Source organism: Streptomyces sp. NPDC048424, from assembly GCF_040651555.1.
Taxonomy (GTDB): domain Bacteria; phylum Actinomycetota; class Actinomycetes; order Streptomycetales; family Streptomycetaceae; genus Streptomyces.
Genome location: NZ_JBEZKE010000026.1, coordinates 88,824 through 104,900, shown reverse-complemented (window position 1 = coordinate 104,900; position 16,077 = coordinate 88,824). Strand labels below are relative to the sequence as shown.

Sequence of the window (16,077 nt, the reverse complement as noted above, 5' to 3'; positions counted from 1 at the left end):
GGCCCCGCCACCCCATCCAGCCCCGCCGCACCATCCAGCCCCGCCGGCGTTTGAGGCGCGGGGTCCGGGGCGGAGCCCCGATCTTTCAGCCCCGCCGGCGTTTGAGGCGCGGGGGCTCGGGGGCGGAGCCCCCGCAACGGCGGCGCGGCCGAGCCCCCTACCCGACCCCCAGCGTCACCCTCAGCCGAGCGGCGGCAGCCGCGAGCCCGGCCCGCGCCTCGGCCACCTGGGCCGAAGTCACCCCGCGGTCCCGAGCCGCATCCCGCACCTCGTCGCGGAAGCGGTCCAGCAGCCGGTCCAGATCCCGCGCCGGGTCACCGCTGGGCACGAGATCCTCGGCCCAGCCCGCACCGGCATCGGCCTCGGCCTCGGCCTCGGCCTCCGCCGCCGAAGCCGGAGCCGGAGCCGAAGCCGGAGGCGCGGCCGCCGGCCCGGACGGCCCCGCACCGCCACCGAGCCACGCCCCCGCCAGGCTGCCCAGCACGCCACCGGACCTGGCGAACTGCTCCTGCAGCTGGACCGCTATGCGCTGGACCTCCTCGCGGGCCCGCTCCTGCGCCTCCTTGGCCTGGCGGCGGGCCTGCTGCGCCTCCTCGCGGGCCCGGCGGCTCTCGTCCTTCGCCCGCCGCGCCTGCTCCTTCCACTCCTGCTTCGCCTTGCGCAGCTCCTCCTTGGCCGCCTTCCACGACTCGTCCTCGACCGGGGTCGCGGACGCGGAGGCCGCCTCCCGCAGCTCGCGCCGCAGGTCACCCGCCGCGCCGCGGACGTCGTTGCGGATCTCCGCGGCCAGTTCGGTGACCGAGTCGCGGATCTCCAGCTCCAGGTCGGCGAGTTCACCGCTGCGGTCGGCCAACTCGGCGCGCCCCGCCTCGGTGATGGAGTACACCTTGCGCCCGCCCTCGGTGGCGTACGTGACGAGGCCCTCGGCCTCCAGCTTGGCCAGCCGCGGGTACACGGTGCCCGCGGAGGGGGCGTACAGGCCCTGGAAGCGCTCCTCCAGCAGGCGGATCACCTCGTACCCGTGGCGCGGGGCCTCGTCCAGCAGCTTGAGGAGGTAGAGGCGGAGGCGGCCGTGGGCGAAGACGGGCGGCATGTCAGAGCACCTTCTTGTCGAGCGCGAGCGGAGCGGCGGCGGGCGCGGGGGCGTCGGCGGCATCGGCGGCGCCGCCGTCGACGTCGGACGGCGGGCGGCGCAGCAGCGCGATGCCGCCGGAGACGGTGGTGGCCCGCAGGGTGCCGGTGCCGGAACCGAGCGTGCCGGTGATCCGCTTGGCGCCCAGCTGGCCGGAGACCCGCAGGTCCTCGAAGGCGTTGGAGACCCCGCCGGTGGCGGTGTTGGCCTCCACGCGGGCGTCGGCCGGGTGCGGGAGGCGGATCGCGACCTGTCCGGAGACGGAGTTCAGCGCGATGTCCACGGGGCGCGCGGACGCCGTGCCGAGGTCCAGGTCGAGGAGCATGTCACCGCTGACCGAGTCGGCCCGTACGCTCACGCCCTCGCCGTCGACGACCGTCAGGCCGCCGGACACCGAGTGGAATCGGAGGTCGCCGGTGACCGACTGGGCCTCGACGCTGCCGGAGACGGTGTGCGCCTTGACCCGGCCGGAGAGCCCGACCAGCGTGGCGTCGCCGGAGACCTCGTTGACCTCGGTGCCGCCTGAGATGCCGGAGACGAAGGCGGTGGCGTCGACGGCGGCCACCTGGACCCGGGTCGCGGCGGGGACGGTGAGGGTGATCGCGGCGCTGCGCTCCCAGGCCTTGCGGCCGGCGGCGGAACCGGACCACGCCTTCCAGGGCTTGGACTCGAACCACTGCTTCAGGCCCTGGGCACCGTTCCAGGGCACGTCCTCGTAGGAGACGGTGAGGGTGCCGCCGTCCTGCACCACGTACAGCGGCGGTCCGTCGACCTCGGTCACCTCCAGGCGGGCCGGGCCCTCCTCGGCGGCGACCACGTTCACCGTGCCGCTCACGACGCGCACGCGGAGCTCGGTCACCGGCACCTCGAAGGTGACTTTCTGCGGTTCGGCGACGTGCCAGGTCGACTGCGAAGGCGACGGCCGGGACGACTGCTCTGCCATGGTGCTGATCCTCCTCGTGCGTTCACGGACCGGACTCGACGCACGCAACATATCGCGTCTTCTGAGTAACACGATATATCGCGGTTGGGGGAAGTCAAGCCTGTGCGCGGGCATGCCGAAACGCCGGTGAGACCGGGAAATCCGGCTCACCGGCGTTCGGCGCGCATCAGGGCCGCGGGCCCCGGCGGGCGGTCAGGCCGCCAGCAGGGGGCTCGCGTGGTGGTGGAGCCAGGCGCGGTACGGGGGCGTGCGCAGGGCCGCCTCGCGATAGGCGGCGCGGAGGTCCTCGTAGACCTCCGCGTGCGCGCCGGGCCGGGTCGCCAGTAGCAGCCGTACGGCGAGGGGGTCACCCGACAGCGGCCGGATCGCCATGTCGTCGCGCGGCCCGGACGTCGGCTGGCAGGGCGCGACGGCCTCGCCGGAGATGATCAGCGAGGTCGCCGTGTGGTAGTCGGCGTGCAGCACCGGCGGGTCGAGTCCGGCCCCGGCGAAGACCCGCCGCAGCCCGTCCCACTCGCCGTCGACCGACGGGTCGACCATCCAGCGGTCGGCCGCCAGGTCATGTAAGGAGACCACCGCCTGCCCGGCGGCCGGATGGTCCCGGGACATCGACACGAACTGCGGCTCCCGCTCCATCAGCACGTGCAGCTGCAGCCCGGCCGGCACCCGCAGCGGGCTGCCCTCCACCTCGTGCACGAACGCCACGTCCAGCTGCCCCGAGGCCACCATCCGCAGCAGCGCGTTGGCGGAGACGTCCACGACGAGGGAGGTCTCGGTGTCCGGCATCCGCCGGTGCAGCCGCCGCAGCCAACCCGGCAGCGCCCGGCTGGCCGTGGAGCCGATGCTCAGGCGCGGACCGCGGGCCTGCGCCCGGGCCTCGGCGACCAGCGCGGCCATCTCTGCGAGCAACGGCCGGGCCCGGCCCAGTACGGTCCGGCCGAAGGGGGTGGGCCGGCAGCCGGTCCGCTCGCGCAGGAACAGCTCACCGTCCAGGGCCCGTTCGATGCGGCGCAGCTGGGTCGTCAACGAGGGCTGGCTCACGCCGAGTTGCCGGGCGGCCTTGTGCAGGCTGCCGGCGTCGGCGATGGCGCACAGCGCGCGCAGGTGCCTGACCTCAAGCTCCATGACCCGAGAGTAGGCCGGTCCCGGTGGACCGCACCAGCCACTGATAGCCCCCCGAATCCCGCCATTCTCACGCTAGTTGGGCTGTCGAAATCTTCCCGATAGGCCGGCGCTATCGGGCAGTGACATCATCCGCCGGACCACGGCACTCCCGCAGACTCCGGTACCGAACGACCCACCCCCCACCGCACCGGACGAGTAGGAGCTCCCCCACATGCGCCACTCCCGTAAGGCCGTTCTGGCCACGACCGTCGGCCTCGGCCTCGCCGCCGCCCTCGGCGTCACCCCCACCGCCAGCGCCGCTCCCGCCCCCGTCGGCAATGCCGCCAGCTATGCCGCGTACGCGGGCTCGCAGGAGAACGAGGCCGCCAACCGCGCCTTCTTCGAGGCCGTGCAGCGCTCGGTCGCCGAGCAGCGCGCCGCGAACCCCGGCGTCCTGGCCGTGACCGTCACGTACAACACGCGCAGCGCGCCCAGCTTCCGCAGCCAGATAGCCCGCTCCACGCAGATCTGGAACAGCTCGGTGAGCAACGTCCGGCTGCAGGAGGTGTCCTCCGGCGGGAACTTCTCGTACCGCGAGGGCAATGACTCACGCGGCTCGTACGCGAGCACGGACGGGCACGGCCGCGGCTACATCTTCCTGGACTACCGGCAGAACCAGCAGTACAACTCCACCCGCGTGACCGCGCACGAGACCGGCCACGTGCTGGGTCTTCCGGACCACTACTCGGGTCCGTGCTCCGAGCTGATGTCGGGCGGCGGACCGGGCACCTCGTGCCAGAACGCCAACCCGAACTCCGCCGAGCGGTCGCGCGTCAACCAGCTCTGGGCCAACGGCTTCGCCTCCGGCCTGGGCGCGAAGGAACTCGCGACCAAGGGCTGAGTCACCGCTCCTCGGGGTCCGCGTGATCGGGGCATCCCGGATTCCGGCAGGGGCCCCGGCCCCACACCGGAATGAAGATCCCGAGGGACTTGCGCCGCCTGACCACCGTGTCGACGAGGCGCCCGCACGCCGGGCACGTCTGCTGTTCGTGCCCGGCCTGCGGGGCGACCGTCTCGTGTGTGCGCTGCTGCTGTTCACCGGCCATACCTCCACGGTAGGCCGGTTCGGCGCGTTCCGGCGGTCGGAGGGCGCCCGGGCGCCGGCCGGCCGGCCGGGTCAGCGCTTGACGGCGTACGAGGCGACCGTCTGACCGCCGCCGAGGACCTTGACCCCGGTCAGCTCCAGGGGGCGCACCCCGAATCCGGCCCGGGACATCGGCATGCCGGCCCCCAGGAAGAGGGGGTACGTCTTGACGATGAACTCGTCGATCTCGTCGATCAGCTGGGTGGCGAGGTCGGCGCCGCCGCAGAGCCAGATGTCGAGCCCGTCCCGGGCCTTGAGCTCGCGGACCTTGGCCGCGACGTCTCCGGAGATCAGCTCGACCTCGGGGTCCGGCGAGGCGGTGAGCGAGCGCGAGACGACGTACTGCCCGGGCAGGTGGCCGTAGGGGCTGGTCATGCCCGCCTTGAGGCCGGGCTCGTACGTGTTCCGGCCCATGAGCACCGCGTCGAAGCGCTTCGGCTCGGCGTCGGCGATCCCGAGGGCGGCGCGCCCCTGGGCCGCGATGGTCTCCGGGTACTCCGCCTTGAGGAACTCGGTGAACTCCGCGTCGACGTGGGCGTAGAAGAAATCGCCGTCGCCGTCCGGGGCCCCGATGAAGCCGTCGACCGACGTGGCGATGAAGTACGTGAGCTTGCGCAAGCGATTCTCTTCCGTTCGACCGTGCCACCGCACCGGAGGCACGCCGGAGAAAGTACTTCAACTGAAGTGGTTACGCAAGCCCCCGCGCGGCCCCCTGCGCCCGCCGACCCCGGCCCGCCGACCCGACCCCGGCCCGCCTAGCCGCGCGGCTTGCGCCACATCGGCCACATCAGCGGCCCCTCCGGCAGGCGCACCGCCTCACCCGTGAAGTCCCACCCGAGCCGCTCGTACAGCCCCTTGCTGCGCTCGCTGCTCGCCTCCAGGTACGCCGGCACGCCCTCGCGGTCGCAGCGCTCCAGCACCGGCCGGATCAGCTCGCTGCCCAGCCCGCGTCCCTGGCGGTCCGGGGCGACAGCGATCATCAGCAGGTACTCGTGCTCCTCCGCCGTCGGGTGGACCGCGCCCGTCAGGCGGCCGACCAGCTCGCACCGTTCGTTGTCCGGATCGGCCACCGCGCGCATCCGCGCCGGGATCTCGTCCTCGCCCTCGGGCTCGCCGGCCGGGATCCGCAGCCACAGCGCCGCCGCCGAGCCGTCCACGGCGTAGTCGATCCGGCCCTCGGCCAGCGCCACGTCCACGAAGACGCCGAGGAACTTCCCGTGCACCGCGGCCCGGTGCTCCGGGTCCGGGAAGACCCAGCTGCTCACCGGGTCCGTGCGGAAGGCCTCGTCGAGCAGCCGCGCCACCGCGTCCCGGTCCGACTGATCCGCCTGACGTATCTCCAGCGCCACTGGTCACACCCTTCGCTCACGCGTCAACAACCGTGAGCGATCCTAGAGTTGGCACGGACCCGCGGTAAGGCCCGTTCCGGCACCGTGCCGTGCCGGAACGGGCCTCGGTCGCGCCTCACCGCGTGCGGCGCGTCACGAACTCCGCGAGCGCCAGCAGCCCGCCCGCCGCCGCGAGGTCCGGCACGGCGCGCGACAGCTGCTGGACCGCCCGCCCCATCCGGTCCGCGGCATGGGCCTGCGCCCAGTCGCGCCCGCCCGCCCGGTCCACCGCGTCCGCCGCGGCGCGCACGTCGTCCCCGGTCATGGGGCCCGCGTACAGCGCGGCCAGTTCCTCCCCCGCCGCGGTGCCGGAGGTGAGGGCGGCCACCACCGGGAGGGACTTCTTGCGGGCGATCAGATCGGCCCCCGCGGGCTTGCCGGTGTGCCCCGGGTCCCCCCAGATGCCGATCAGGTCGTCGATCAGCTGGAAGGCCAGCCCGGCCTCCCGCCCGAAGGCGTCCATGGCGTCCACCTCGTCCGGCCCGGCCCCCGCGTACAGGGCGCCGAGCGCACACGCGCAGCCCAGCAGGGCCCCGGTCTTGGCAGTCGCCATGGTCAGGCACTCGTCGAGGGAGACGTCCGGACGCTGCTCGAAGGCGCAGTCCGCCTGCTGGCCGGCGCACAGCTCGATGACGCACGCGGCGAGCCGGGACGAGGCCGCCGCCGAGGCAGGATGCGGATCCTCCGCGAGCAGCCGCTGCGCGAGCGCCATCATGCCGTCGCCGGTGATGATCGCGTCCGGTATCCCGAAGACGGTCCAGGCGGTCGGGCGGCCGCGCCGCCGGACGTCCTTGTCGATGACGTCGTCGTGCAGCAGCGTGAAGTTGTGCGCCAGCTCCACGGCCACGGCCGCCCGTACGGCCTCGTCGCCCTTGCCGGCCCCCGGCCCGGCGAGGGCCTGGGCCGCGGCCAGGACCAGGGCCGGCCGGATGGCCTTGCCGGCGTTGCCCGCGGCCGGGGTGCCGTCCTCGTGCTCCCAGCCGAAGTGGTACATCGCCACTCGGCGCATCCCCCCGGGCAGGCTCTCGACGGTCCGGCGCAGCTCCGGGTTGACCGTGTGCCTCGTCCGTTCCAGGAGGACGGCCGCCTCCTGGCCCTCACCGGTCGCGGTGGCGTTCACCGTACTCAGCGCCAGCGGCCGATCTCGACGTTCTCCAGCACGCCGAGCGCGTCCGGCACCAGCACGGCGGCGGAGAAGTAGGCGGTGACCAGGTACGAGATGATCGCCTGCTCGCTGATCCCCATGAAGCGGACCGACAGGCTCGGCTCGATCTCGTCCGGGATGCCCGGCTGGTGCAGGCCGATGACGCCCTGCTCGTCCTCGCCGGTGCGCATGCACAGGATGGACGTGGTCCGGGCGTCGCTGATCGGGATCTTGTTGCTGGGGAAGATCGGCACGCCGCGCCAGGACGGCACCCGGTTGCCGTTGATCTCCACCGACTCCGGGTAGAGCCCGCGCTTGTTGCACTCGCGGCCGAAGGCGGCGATCGCCTTGGGGTGGGCCAGGAAGAGCTTGGAGCCGCGCCGCATGCTGAGCAGCTGGTCCATGTCGTCCGGGCTGGGCGCGCCGTCGTGCGGCTGGATGCGCTGGTCGTAGTCGGCGTTGTGGAGCAGGCCGAAGTCGCGGTTGTTGAGCATCTCGTGCTCCTGGCGCTCGCGCAGCGCCTCGACCGTGAGCCGCAACTGCTGCTCGGTCTGGTTCATCGGGTGGTTGTAGAGGTCCGCGACGCGGCTGTGCACCCGCAGGACCGTTTGTGCAATGGACAGTTCGTACTCGCGCGGGCGCGCCTCGTAGTCCACGAAGGTGCCGGGGAGGACGGCCTCGCCCTGGTGGCCGGCGGAGAGGTCGATCGCGGCCTCGCCGTACTTGTTGGTGCGCTGGGCGGGCAGCGTCCGTACGGCGTCCAGGTGCTCGCGCAGCGAGTCGACCCGGTCGGCGAGCAGCTGGAAGTCCTGACGGGTCAGGACCAGCGCGGTGCCGGCGGTCGCGGCGCGGGCCGTGTACTCCCAAATCGATTCTTCATCGACGAGGGAGTCCTCGCCGAAGTACGCGCCGTCGGCGACGGTCTGCAGGACCGCGTCGTCCCCGTACGGACCCGGGCCGATCTGGTCGACGCGGCCGTGGGCGAGCAGGAACACCTGGTCGGCGGGGCTGCCGAACGCGGTCAGTTCCTGGCCGGCCTCGAAGTCGATCTGCCGGCACCGCTGGGCCAGTTCGCCGAGGACGTCGAGGTCCTCGTAGTCGCGCAGCAGCGGGAGCTCGCCGAGCTCGGCGGGGATCACCTGGACCTGGGTGCCGGTCTTGATGAACTCGACGACGCCGTTGCCGACCGAGTAGCTCAGCCGGCGGTTGACGCGGTACGTGCCGCCCTGGACCGAGACCCACGGCAGCATCTTCAGGAGCCACCGGGAGGTGATCTCCTGCATCTGCGGCGCGGACTTGGTCGTGGTTGCCAAGTTCCGCGCGGCCGTCGTCCCAAGACTGCGCTGCGGTGCCTGGGCCTCGGGTTCGGAACCTGCCTGGACCGACATGTATTTCCCTTTCGATCACTCCATGGATCTGCGGGGTCAGCCTTTCAGCACAGAACGTGATGGGACCATTACACAAAAGGGTGGGACTACTCCGTCCGGGCGCGGGGCACTCTTTCGGGCCCCCCTCCTCCCCCAGGCGCCTCATGAGCCCCTCACACCCCACCGTTTTCGGCCAAGCCACCCCTGTCCGCGCGCCTTAATTTGCAGACAAGATGCAAGTTTTCTACGGTGGACCCATGCGGCTGACCCGATTCACCGACCTGGCACTGCGCGTCCTGATGCGCCTGGCGGTCGAGGAGAGCGAACTCCCGACCACCCGCGACGTGGCGGCGACCATGGAGGTCCCGTACACCCACACGGCCAAGGTGGTCGCCAGGCTGCAGCACCTCGGGCTGGTCGAGGCGCGGCGCGGCCGCGGCGGCGGGCTCGCCCTGACCTCCGCCGGGCGGGCCGCCTCGGTGGGCGGGGTGGTGCGCGAGCTGGAGGGCGCGGGCGACGTCGTGGACTGCGACGGCACCACCCCCTGCCCGCTGCGCGGCGCCTGCCTGCTGCGCGGGGCCCTGCGCAGGGCCCAGGAGGCCTTCTTCGCCGCGCTGGACCCTCTGACGGTGAACGACCTGGTGGCGGCCCCCACGGGACCGCTCCTGCTGGGCATTTCCGGCCGGGCGCCGACGGGGGCCGAAGGGGCCTGACCGCCCCGGCCCGGTGGCCGGTTCACGCCGCCCGACGGCCCGCGAGGACCGATCCCTCCGGGACCTCGAACAGAAGTCCGCACGGGTTCACGCCCCCACCGGCCGCACCTTTCCGCAACCATAAATACGCATCTCAGATACCAATTCATGCAGCGCACGCGAGGAGCCACGATGCTGTCCGAGAAGTCGACCGCGACCGTACGAGCCACCCTGCCCGCCGTGGGGGCGGCGATCGGCGAGATCACCGAGCTCTTCTACACGAAGCTCTTCGCGGCCCACCCGGAGCTGATCCGGGACCTCTTCAACCGGGGCAACCAGAACTCCGGCCTCCAGAAGCAGGCACTCGCCGGATCCATCGCCGCCTTCGCGGTCCACCTCGTCGAGCACCCGGACACCCGCCCCGACGCGATGCTCGGCCGCATCGCCCACAAGCACGCCAGCCTCGGCGTCACCCGGGAGCAGTACGCGGTCGTCCACGAGCACCTCTTCGCGGCCATCGCGGAGGTACTCGGCGAGGCCGTCACCCCCGAGGTCGCCCAGGCCTGGGACGAGGTCTACTGGCTGATGGCGGGCGCCCTCGTCGCCATCGAGGAGCGCCTGTACGCCGAGCGGCAGGTCACCGCCGGGGACGTGTGGCGCGAGTGGACCGTCACCGGCCGGACGGAGGAGACGGCCGACTGCGCCACCTTCCGGCTGGCCCCCGCGGACGGCGCCCCCGCGCCCGCCTTCAAGCCCGGCCAGTACGTCTCGGTCCAGGTCGAACTCCCGGACGGCGCCCGCCAGATCCGCCAGTACAGCCTGTCCACCGCACCCGGCTCCCCGGTCCGCGCGATCACGGTCAAGCGGGTCCACGGCCCGGCCGCCGCGGGCCCCGACGGCGAGGTCTCCCACCACCTGCACGCCCGCGTCCGCACCGGCGACACCCTGCGCGTCTCGGCCCCGTACGGCGACCTCGTCCTGCGGGACTCCACGGCCCCGGTCCTGCTCGCCTCGGCCGGGATCGGCTGCACCCCGATGCTCTCGATGCTGGAGCACCTGGCCGACACCGGGCACGCCGCCCCGGTCACGGTGCTGCACGCCGACCGCTCCCCCGCCGACCACCCGCTGCGCGCCGACCACCGGGCCCTGACGCACAAGCTGGCCGAGGCCTCGGCCCGGTTCTGGTACGAGGAGGCGGCGGAGCCGGGCGACGGCGAGGGCCGCATGGACCTCTCGGCCGTCCCCGTCGCCCCCGGCACCCACGCCTACCTGTGCGGGCCGCTGCCGTTCATGCGGGCCGTGCGCGAGCAGCTGATCGCCAAGGGCGTGCCGGCCCGCGACATCCACTACGAGGTGTTCGGCCCGGACCTCTGGCTCGCTTCCGCATGAGCCGTGTCCGGATCGGCTCGCTCGCCGTACGAAAACACTAGCCGCGGAAGGGCCGCCTCCACTAAACGTAACGTGATGGGACGCACACACAGGGTGTCCGTCCCGCACCGCAACGAAGGAGGCGGCCATGGCCGCACCCATGTCCGCGGACCGGTTCATCGACGCACTCCGGCACGAAGGCCTGACCGTCGTCGAGGTCGGCGCCTGGCGCACCCACAACCGCAACCACAAGGGGCCGTGGGGCCCGCTGCACGGGGTGATGATCCACCACACCGTCACCCGCGGCACCCCGTACACCGTCCAGCTCTGCCGGGAGGGCCACAGCGCCCTGCCGGGCCCGCTCTGCCACGGCGTGATCGCCAAGGACGGCCGGGTCCACCTGGTCGGCTACGGCCGCGCCAACCACGCCGGCCTCGGCGACTCCGACGTCCTGGCGGCGGTGATCGCGGAGAAGCGGCTCCCCGCGGACCACCAGGCCGACACGGACGGCAACCGCCACTTCTACGGCTTCGAGTGCGAGAACCTCGGCGACGGCGAGGACCCCTGGCCGGCGGTCCAGCTCGAAGCCGTCACCCGCGCGGCGGCGGCCCTCTGCCGGGTCCACGGCTGGACCGCCCGCTCGGTGATCGGCCACCTCGAATGGCAGCCGGGCAAGGTCGACCCCCGGGGCTTCACGATGGACTCGCTGCGCGAACGCATCGGCGAGCGCCTGAAGTAGCCGGGCCGTCGTCCCCGGCGCCGCGCCGGGGACGACGGCGCAGCCTCACTACCTGCTGCGCGCGGCCATGGCGAGCGCGATCACCCATCCCACCACGGACCACCCGAAGAACAGGTTGACCACCAGCACGGAGCCCTTGTTGGGCACTCCTCGGCCGAAGGCGACAGCAGTCGGAATGAAATACGCGAGGACGATGACTAAGAGCCCCACCACGCCGAACGGAATCGCATCACTGCTGCCCATGAATCCCCCACCGCCAACGGATATGACGCCCCATCATCACCGATTCCCCCCACCCCGTGAAGAACCTCTCACCCCCCCATCGCCCCCCTCTCCTCCCGCACCACGGAGCCGACCGGCACACAATGGACGGGTGAACCTGCCCGCGCACCGTGATGTGCTCTTGGAACCGCGACCGCCGTCGCCGCTCGTCGAGGCGGGGGACGAGCGGTTCGCGGCGTACGGCGTACGGCTGGTGCTCAAGCGGGACGACCTCGTCCATCCGGAGCTGCCGGGCAACAAGTGGCGCAAGCTCGCGCCGAACCTGCGGGCCGCGGTGGAGGCGGGGCACGACACGCTCGTCACCTTCGGCGGGGCGTACTCGAACCACCTGCGGGCCACCGCGGCCGCCGGGCGGCTGCTGGGGTTGCGGACCGTGGGCATCGTGCGCGGCGACGAGCTCGGCCGGCGGCCCCTGAACGACTCCCTCGCCCGCTGCGCGGCCGACGGCATGCGGCTGCACTTCGTCTCCCGTTCGGAGTACCGCGGCAAGGCGGACCCGCGGGCGCTGGCGCGGCTGGTGGACGGGGCGGGCGCGGGCGGTGCGTACGTGGTCCCCGAGGGCGGCAGCAACGCCCTCGCCCTGCACGGCTGCGCCGGGCTCGGCCGCGAGTTGCGGGGCGCGGCCGACGTGGTGGCCGTGGCCTGCGGCACCGGCGGGACCCTGGCGGGCCTGGCGGCCGGTCTGGCCCCGGGGCAGCGGGCGCTCGGCGTACCGGTCCTGGCGGGCGGTTTCCTGGACGCGGAGATACGTTCCCTCCAGCGGGCCGCCTTCGGTGGCCCGGCCGGCGACTGGTCCCTGGCCGAGGATTTCCACCACGGCGGCTACGCCCGGGTCCCGCCCGCGCTGGAGGCCTTCGCCGCCGACTTCGAGTCCCGTCACGGCCTCGCGGTGGAGCGGATCTACGTGGCCAAGCTGCTCTGGGCCCTGGCCGACCTCACGGCCTCCGGCGCCTTCCCCCGCGGCACCACCCTGGCCGCGGTGATCACCGGCCGCCCGTAGCCGCCGCGCCCGTAGGCCGGCTCTTTCGGATCTTGTCGGCCGAGCCCGCGGTGTCCGGTGCCGTGCGGGGCGCTGCGGCCCCGGCACGATCCGAAAAGAGACGGCCTGGCCGCCACGCAGGGCCGCGGTGCCCGCACCGCCGCCCGTAGCCGCTCCCCGACTGGGCCCGTGGTGCTCCGGATCAGCCGGGCCTTGCCTCCGCCGAGCGACCCGGCACGGGACACGTCACGTCGCCTCGCGGTACGCCGCCGCCTCTTCCAGGTCCAGTCGGCGCAGCAGGGCCCGCAGCATCTCGTCGTCGATCCGCCGACGGTCCCGCAGCGTGACGAAGACCTCCCGCTCCGCCTCGATCATCTCCCGCGCGAGCCGCCGGTAGATGTCGTCCGCGGACTCCCCCGTCAGCGGGTTGACCTCGCCCAGCCGTTCCCAGACCGCGTTGCGCCGCCGCTCCAGCACCGTCCGCAGCCGCTCCGCCAGCGGCGGCGGCAGGGTGCTGTTCTCCGGTTCCTCCAGCAGCTCCGCCAGCCGCTCCTCCGCCGCCCGCGAGGCCTCGCTCTGCGCCTGCGCCTCCGCGAGCGTCTCGGCCTGCACGTCCTTCGGCGGCAGCTTCAGCGCCCTGATCAGCGGCGGCAGCGTCAGCCCCTGCACCACCAGCGTCCCGATGACGGTCGTGAAGGTCAGGAAGAGGATCAGGTTCCGGTGCGGCACCGAGATCGGCACCGAGAAGGCGATGGCCAGCGAGACCACTCCGCGCATCCCGGCCCAGCCCACGATCACCGGGGACTTCCAGTCGGTGTCCGTCTCCCTCGCCCGGATCCGCTGGGAGACCCAGCGCGGCACGAAGGTCGCCGGGAACACCCACAGGAACCGGGACGCCACCACCACGAGGAACACGGCGACCGCGTACCAGGCCGCCTGCGGGCCCGCGTACTCGTCCAGCCCCGTCAGGACCACCGGCAGCTGGAGCCCGATCAGCGCGAAGACCACCGACTCCAGCACGAAGGCGACCACCCGCCACACCGCCTCCTCCTGGAGCCGGGTGGCGAAGTCGACCTGCCAGTTCCGGTGTCCGAGGTACAGCGCGACCACGACCACCGCCAGCACTCCGGAGGCGTGCACGCGCTCGGCCGCCGCGTACGCCACGAAGGGGATCAGCAGCGAGAGCGTGTTCTGGAGCAGCGGCTCCTTGAGCCGTGTGCGCAGGTGGTGGATCGGCACCATCAGCAGCAGGCCGACGCCCACACCGCCCACCGAGGCCAGCAGGAACTCCGCGATCCCGCCCGCCCAGCCGGCGCTGACCCCGACCGCGGCGGCCAGCGCCACCTTGTAGGCGGTGATCGCGGTGGCGTCGTTGACCAGGGACTCGCCCTGCAGGATGGTCGTCACCCGGTTCGGCAGCCCGAGCTTGCGGGCGATCGCGGTGGCGGCGACCGCGTCGGGCGGCGCGATCACCGCGCCCAGCACCAGGGCCACCGGCACGGACAGCCCCGGCACGAGCAGGTACGCCGCGTACCCGACGGCGAGCGTCGCGAAGAGCACGTAGCCCACCGACAGCAGCGCGATCGGCCGGATGTTGGCCCGCAGGTCCAGGTACGAGCTGTCCACGGCGGCCGTGTAGAGCAGGGGCGGCAGCAGCAGCGGCAGCACGATGTGCGGGTCGAGGATGTACGGGGGCACGCCCGGGAGGTACCCGGCCAGCAGGCCCGCGGCGACGAGCATCAGCGGCGCGGGCACGGGCGTGCGGCGGGCCAGCCCCGCGACGGCCGCGCTGCCCGCGATGAGCCCCACCAGCGGCAATACCTCCATCGAAGATCCACCCTCATTCGTCGCGTGTCCGCACCGCGGCCCTACGCTGGTCATCATGAGCGAGTGCACGCACGTTGCCGAACTGCCGCGCCCCGAGCCGGTCCCGTCTGCGCAGACCTGTCCCGAATGTCTGGCCCTCGGCAGTCATCCCGTACAACTGCGGATGTGTCTGGGGTGCGGGTACGTGGCATGCTGCGACTCCTCCCCCTACCGGCACGCCACCGCGCACCACCAGGAGACCGGCCATCCGGTCATGCGGAGCTTCGAACCGGGCGAGACCTGGCGATGGTGTTTTGTCGACGGTTCGATCGTCTGAGGCGGGGTAGGTCAACCCTCCGCCGGTTCCCCCGATTTGAGCCCCGCAGACCCCTAGCCACTGTGCGTACCCATGGGCTTACCATCAGTCACTGGCCGCAGGCGGGTGTCCAAGCGGGCGCCACGAGGGGTGCCGCGACACGATCACCCGGATCGCGATAGCGTCACCGGCGAACAGAGCTCGTACCACCTTGGAGGTGAGGGTGTCCCAGATCGCAGGCGAGCCCGGGACTCAGGACTTCGTGGAAGTCCGGCTGCCCGCTGCGGGTGCCTACCTGTCGGTGTTGCGCACGGCCACGGCCGGTCTCGCAGCACGTTTGGACTTCACCCTCGACGAGATCGAGGACCTCCGCATCGCGGTGGACGAGGCCTGCGCGATCCTGCTCCAGCAGGCCGTGCCGGGCTCCGTCCTCAGTTGCGTGTTCCGGCTGATCGACGATTCGCTGGAGGTGACCGTCTCGGCGCCCACCACCGACGGACGCGCACCGGAGCGTGACACGTTCGCGTGGACGGTCCTGTCGGCACTGGCCGGCAAGGTCGAGGCCACGGTCGAGGAGAACCGGACGGTGAGCATCAGCCTCTACAAACAGCGCGGCGCGGGACCAGGCCCGGCGTGAGCGGCGGGGAGATCCCGGTGCGGGGCGGGGATCGGCCCCGGGTACGGCACGAGGTCGACGGCGGCATCCCGGAACAGCAGCACGCCCGGCCGCACCCGGCTGACGCGGATGCGGAAGACGGCTTTTTGGACTCGGCGGAGCGACGGGCGGGCCCTATGAGCGAGAACCAGCACGACCAACCACAGCCACCGGAGGCCGCGGCCCCCGTGGCGCCGGCGGCGTCGGCGGCACCGGTGTTCCCGGTGACCCCGGCGCTGCCGGATCCGCGCGACCGCAGCGGCGCGCGGGCCCTCTTCATCGAGCTGCGGGCGCTGCCCGACGGGTCGGCGGAGAAGGCGGAGCTGCGCAACCGGCTCGTACGGATGCACCTGCCGCTGGTCGAGCACCTGGCCAGGCGCTTCCGCAACCGCGGTGAGCCGCTCGACGACCTGACCCAGGTCGCCACGATCGGCCTCATCAAATCGGTGGACCGGTTCGACCCCGACCGCGGGGTCGAGTTCTCCACGTACGCCACGCCCACGGTGGTCGGCGAGATCAAGCGCCACTTCCGTGACAAGGGCTGGGCGGTTCGGGTGCCCCGGCGGCTGCAGGAGCTGCGGCTCTCGCTGACGACGGCCACGGCCGAGCTCTCCCAGCAGCACGGCCGCTCCCCCACGGTGCACGAACTGGCCGAACGGCTGGGGATCTCCGAGGAGGAGGTGCTGGAGGGGCTGGAATCGGCCAATGCCTACAGCACGCTCTCCCTGGACGTCCCGGACACCGACGACGAGTCGCCGGCCGTCGCGGACACCCTGGGCGCGGAGGACGAGGCGCTGGAGGGCGTCGAGTACCGCGAGTCCCTCAAGCCGCTGCTGGAGGGGCTGCCTCCGCGGGAGAAGCGGATCCTGCTGCTTCGCTTCTTCGGCAACATGACCCAGTCGCAGATCGCCCAGGAGGTCGGCATCTCCCAGATGCACGTCTCCCGGCTGCTGGCCCGCACCCTGGCCCAGCTCCGCGAGAAGCTGCTGGTGGAGGAGTAGGACCAGGGGTCGGACGT

18 protein-coding genes are annotated in these 16,077 nt (G+C 72.7%); 8 read left to right on the top strand and 10 right to left on the bottom strand.

Features of this window, described 5'->3' with window-relative positions; all coding sequences use genetic code 11:
* Positions 1-157 precede the first annotated feature (157 nt).
* The 3 genes from AB0D29_RS29590 to AB0D29_RS29580 all read right to left on the bottom strand — a co-directional run bounded on the left by AB0D29_RS29590 (position 158) and on the right by AB0D29_RS29580 (position 3,200).
* Positions 158-1,093 carry a helix-turn-helix transcriptional regulator gene (locus tag AB0D29_RS29590; RefSeq protein ID WP_362858406.1) on the bottom strand — a complete coding sequence of 312 codons (936 nt, stop codon included), beginning with the start codon at positions 1,091-1,093 and terminating at the stop codon, positions 158-160.
* Position 1,094: 1 nt separating this feature from the next.
* Positions 1,095-2,075, bottom strand: a complete 981-nt coding sequence (locus AB0D29_RS29585; protein ID WP_362858405.1) for a DUF4097 family beta strand repeat-containing protein — start codon at positions 2,073-2,075, stop codon at positions 1,095-1,097.
* Between the two features lie 192 nt (positions 2,076-2,267).
* Positions 2,268-3,200: a LysR family transcriptional regulator gene (locus AB0D29_RS29580; protein WP_351291671.1), complete on the bottom strand. Its 933-nt coding sequence runs from the start codon at positions 3,198-3,200 to the stop codon at positions 2,268-2,270.
* Positions 3,201-3,411: 211 nt separating this feature from the next.
* Between AB0D29_RS29580 and snpA the strand changes: the two genes are divergently transcribed.
* A complete protein-coding gene (gene snpA / locus AB0D29_RS29575; protein WP_362858404.1) occupies positions 3,412-4,080 on the top strand; it encodes a snapalysin in 669 nt (222 codons plus the stop codon).
* 1 nt (position 4,081) lies between these two features.
* Here the strand turns inward: snpA and AB0D29_RS29570 are convergent, their stop codons facing one another.
* From AB0D29_RS29570 to AB0D29_RS29550, 5 genes are all read right to left on the bottom strand, one after another.
* Complete coding sequence (locus AB0D29_RS29570) at positions 4,082-4,285, bottom strand: hypothetical protein (RefSeq protein WP_362858402.1); 204 nt, start codon at positions 4,283-4,285, stop codon at positions 4,082-4,084.
* A 71-nt stretch (positions 4,286-4,356) separates the two neighbouring features.
* Positions 4,357-4,941, bottom strand: a complete 585-nt coding sequence (locus AB0D29_RS29565; protein ID WP_362858400.1) for a dihydrofolate reductase family protein — start codon at positions 4,939-4,941, stop codon at positions 4,357-4,359.
* Positions 4,942-5,078: 137 nt separating this feature from the next.
* Positions 5,079-5,672 (bottom strand): GNAT family N-acetyltransferase, encoded by a 594-nt coding sequence (locus AB0D29_RS29560; RefSeq protein ID WP_362858399.1) that lies wholly within the window; start codon positions 5,670-5,672, stop codon positions 5,079-5,081.
* A gap of 115 nt (positions 5,673-5,787) precedes the next feature.
* The gene (locus AB0D29_RS29555; protein WP_362858412.1) at positions 5,788-6,846 is read right to left on the bottom strand and encodes a family 2 encapsulin nanocompartment cargo protein polyprenyl transferase; all 1,059 of its coding nucleotides are present in this window, start codon (positions 6,844-6,846) and stop codon (positions 5,788-5,790) included.
* Positions 6,837-8,243: a family 2B encapsulin nanocompartment shell protein gene (locus tag AB0D29_RS29550; protein WP_362858397.1), complete on the bottom strand. Its 1,407-nt coding sequence runs from the start codon at positions 8,241-8,243 to the stop codon at positions 6,837-6,839. The genes AB0D29_RS29555 and AB0D29_RS29550 overlap by 10 nt, the downstream gene beginning before the upstream one ends.
* A 236-nt stretch (positions 8,244-8,479) precedes the next feature.
* Here AB0D29_RS29550 and AB0D29_RS29545 point away from each other — a divergent pair, with 236 nt between their 5' ends.
* From AB0D29_RS29545 to AB0D29_RS29535, 3 genes are all read left to right on the top strand, one after another.
* Positions 8,480-8,935, top strand: a complete 456-nt coding sequence (locus tag AB0D29_RS29545) for an Rrf2 family transcriptional regulator (RefSeq protein ID WP_362858396.1) — start codon at positions 8,480-8,482, stop codon at positions 8,933-8,935.
* Between the two features lie 171 nt (positions 8,936-9,106).
* Entirely contained in the window at positions 9,107-10,303 is a 1,197-nt protein-coding gene (locus tag AB0D29_RS29540; RefSeq protein ID WP_362858410.1) for a globin domain-containing protein, read from the top strand.
* Between the two features lie 127 nt (positions 10,304-10,430).
* Positions 10,431-11,021 (top strand): N-acetylmuramoyl-L-alanine amidase, encoded by a 591-nt coding sequence (locus AB0D29_RS29535; protein WP_362858394.1) that lies wholly within the window; start codon positions 10,431-10,433, stop codon positions 11,019-11,021.
* A gap of 48 nt (positions 11,022-11,069) precedes the next feature.
* Here the strand turns inward: AB0D29_RS29535 and AB0D29_RS29530 are convergent, their stop codons facing one another.
* Positions 11,070-11,264 (bottom strand): superinfection immunity protein, encoded by a 195-nt coding sequence (locus AB0D29_RS29530; RefSeq protein ID WP_362858393.1) that lies wholly within the window; start codon positions 11,262-11,264, stop codon positions 11,070-11,072.
* A 130-nt stretch (positions 11,265-11,394) separates the two neighbouring features.
* Between AB0D29_RS29530 and AB0D29_RS29525 the strand changes: the two genes are divergently transcribed.
* A complete protein-coding gene (locus AB0D29_RS29525) occupies positions 11,395-12,303 on the top strand; it encodes a pyridoxal-phosphate dependent enzyme (protein WP_362858392.1) in 909 nt (302 codons plus the stop codon).
* A gap of 225 nt (positions 12,304-12,528) precedes the next feature.
* Here the strand turns inward: AB0D29_RS29525 and AB0D29_RS29520 are convergent, their stop codons facing one another.
* On the bottom strand, positions 12,529-14,109 hold the full coding sequence (locus AB0D29_RS29520; protein WP_362858390.1) for a Na+/H+ antiporter: 1,581 nt from the start codon (positions 14,107-14,109) through the stop codon (positions 12,529-12,531).
* 55 nt (positions 14,110-14,164) lie between these two features.
* On the opposite strand from AB0D29_RS29520, the gene AB0D29_RS29515 reads away from it, so the two are divergent.
* The 3 genes from AB0D29_RS29515 to AB0D29_RS29505 all read left to right on the top strand — a co-directional run bounded on the left by AB0D29_RS29515 (position 14,165) and on the right by AB0D29_RS29505 (position 16,060).
* A complete protein-coding gene (locus tag AB0D29_RS29515) occupies positions 14,165-14,425 on the top strand; it encodes a UBP-type zinc finger domain-containing protein (protein ID WP_362797189.1) in 261 nt (86 codons plus the stop codon).
* A 202-nt stretch (positions 14,426-14,627) separates the two neighbouring features.
* Positions 14,628-15,041: an anti-sigma regulatory factor gene (locus tag AB0D29_RS29510; RefSeq protein WP_030012703.1), complete on the top strand. Its 414-nt coding sequence runs from the start codon at positions 14,628-14,630 to the stop codon at positions 15,039-15,041.
* Complete coding sequence (locus AB0D29_RS29505) at positions 15,038-16,060, top strand: RNA polymerase sigma factor SigF (protein ID WP_362858389.1); 1,023 nt, start codon at positions 15,038-15,040, stop codon at positions 16,058-16,060. Before AB0D29_RS29510 ends, AB0D29_RS29505 begins: the two co-directional genes overlap by 4 nt.
* The last annotated feature ends 17 nt before the right edge of the window (positions 16,061-16,077 follow it).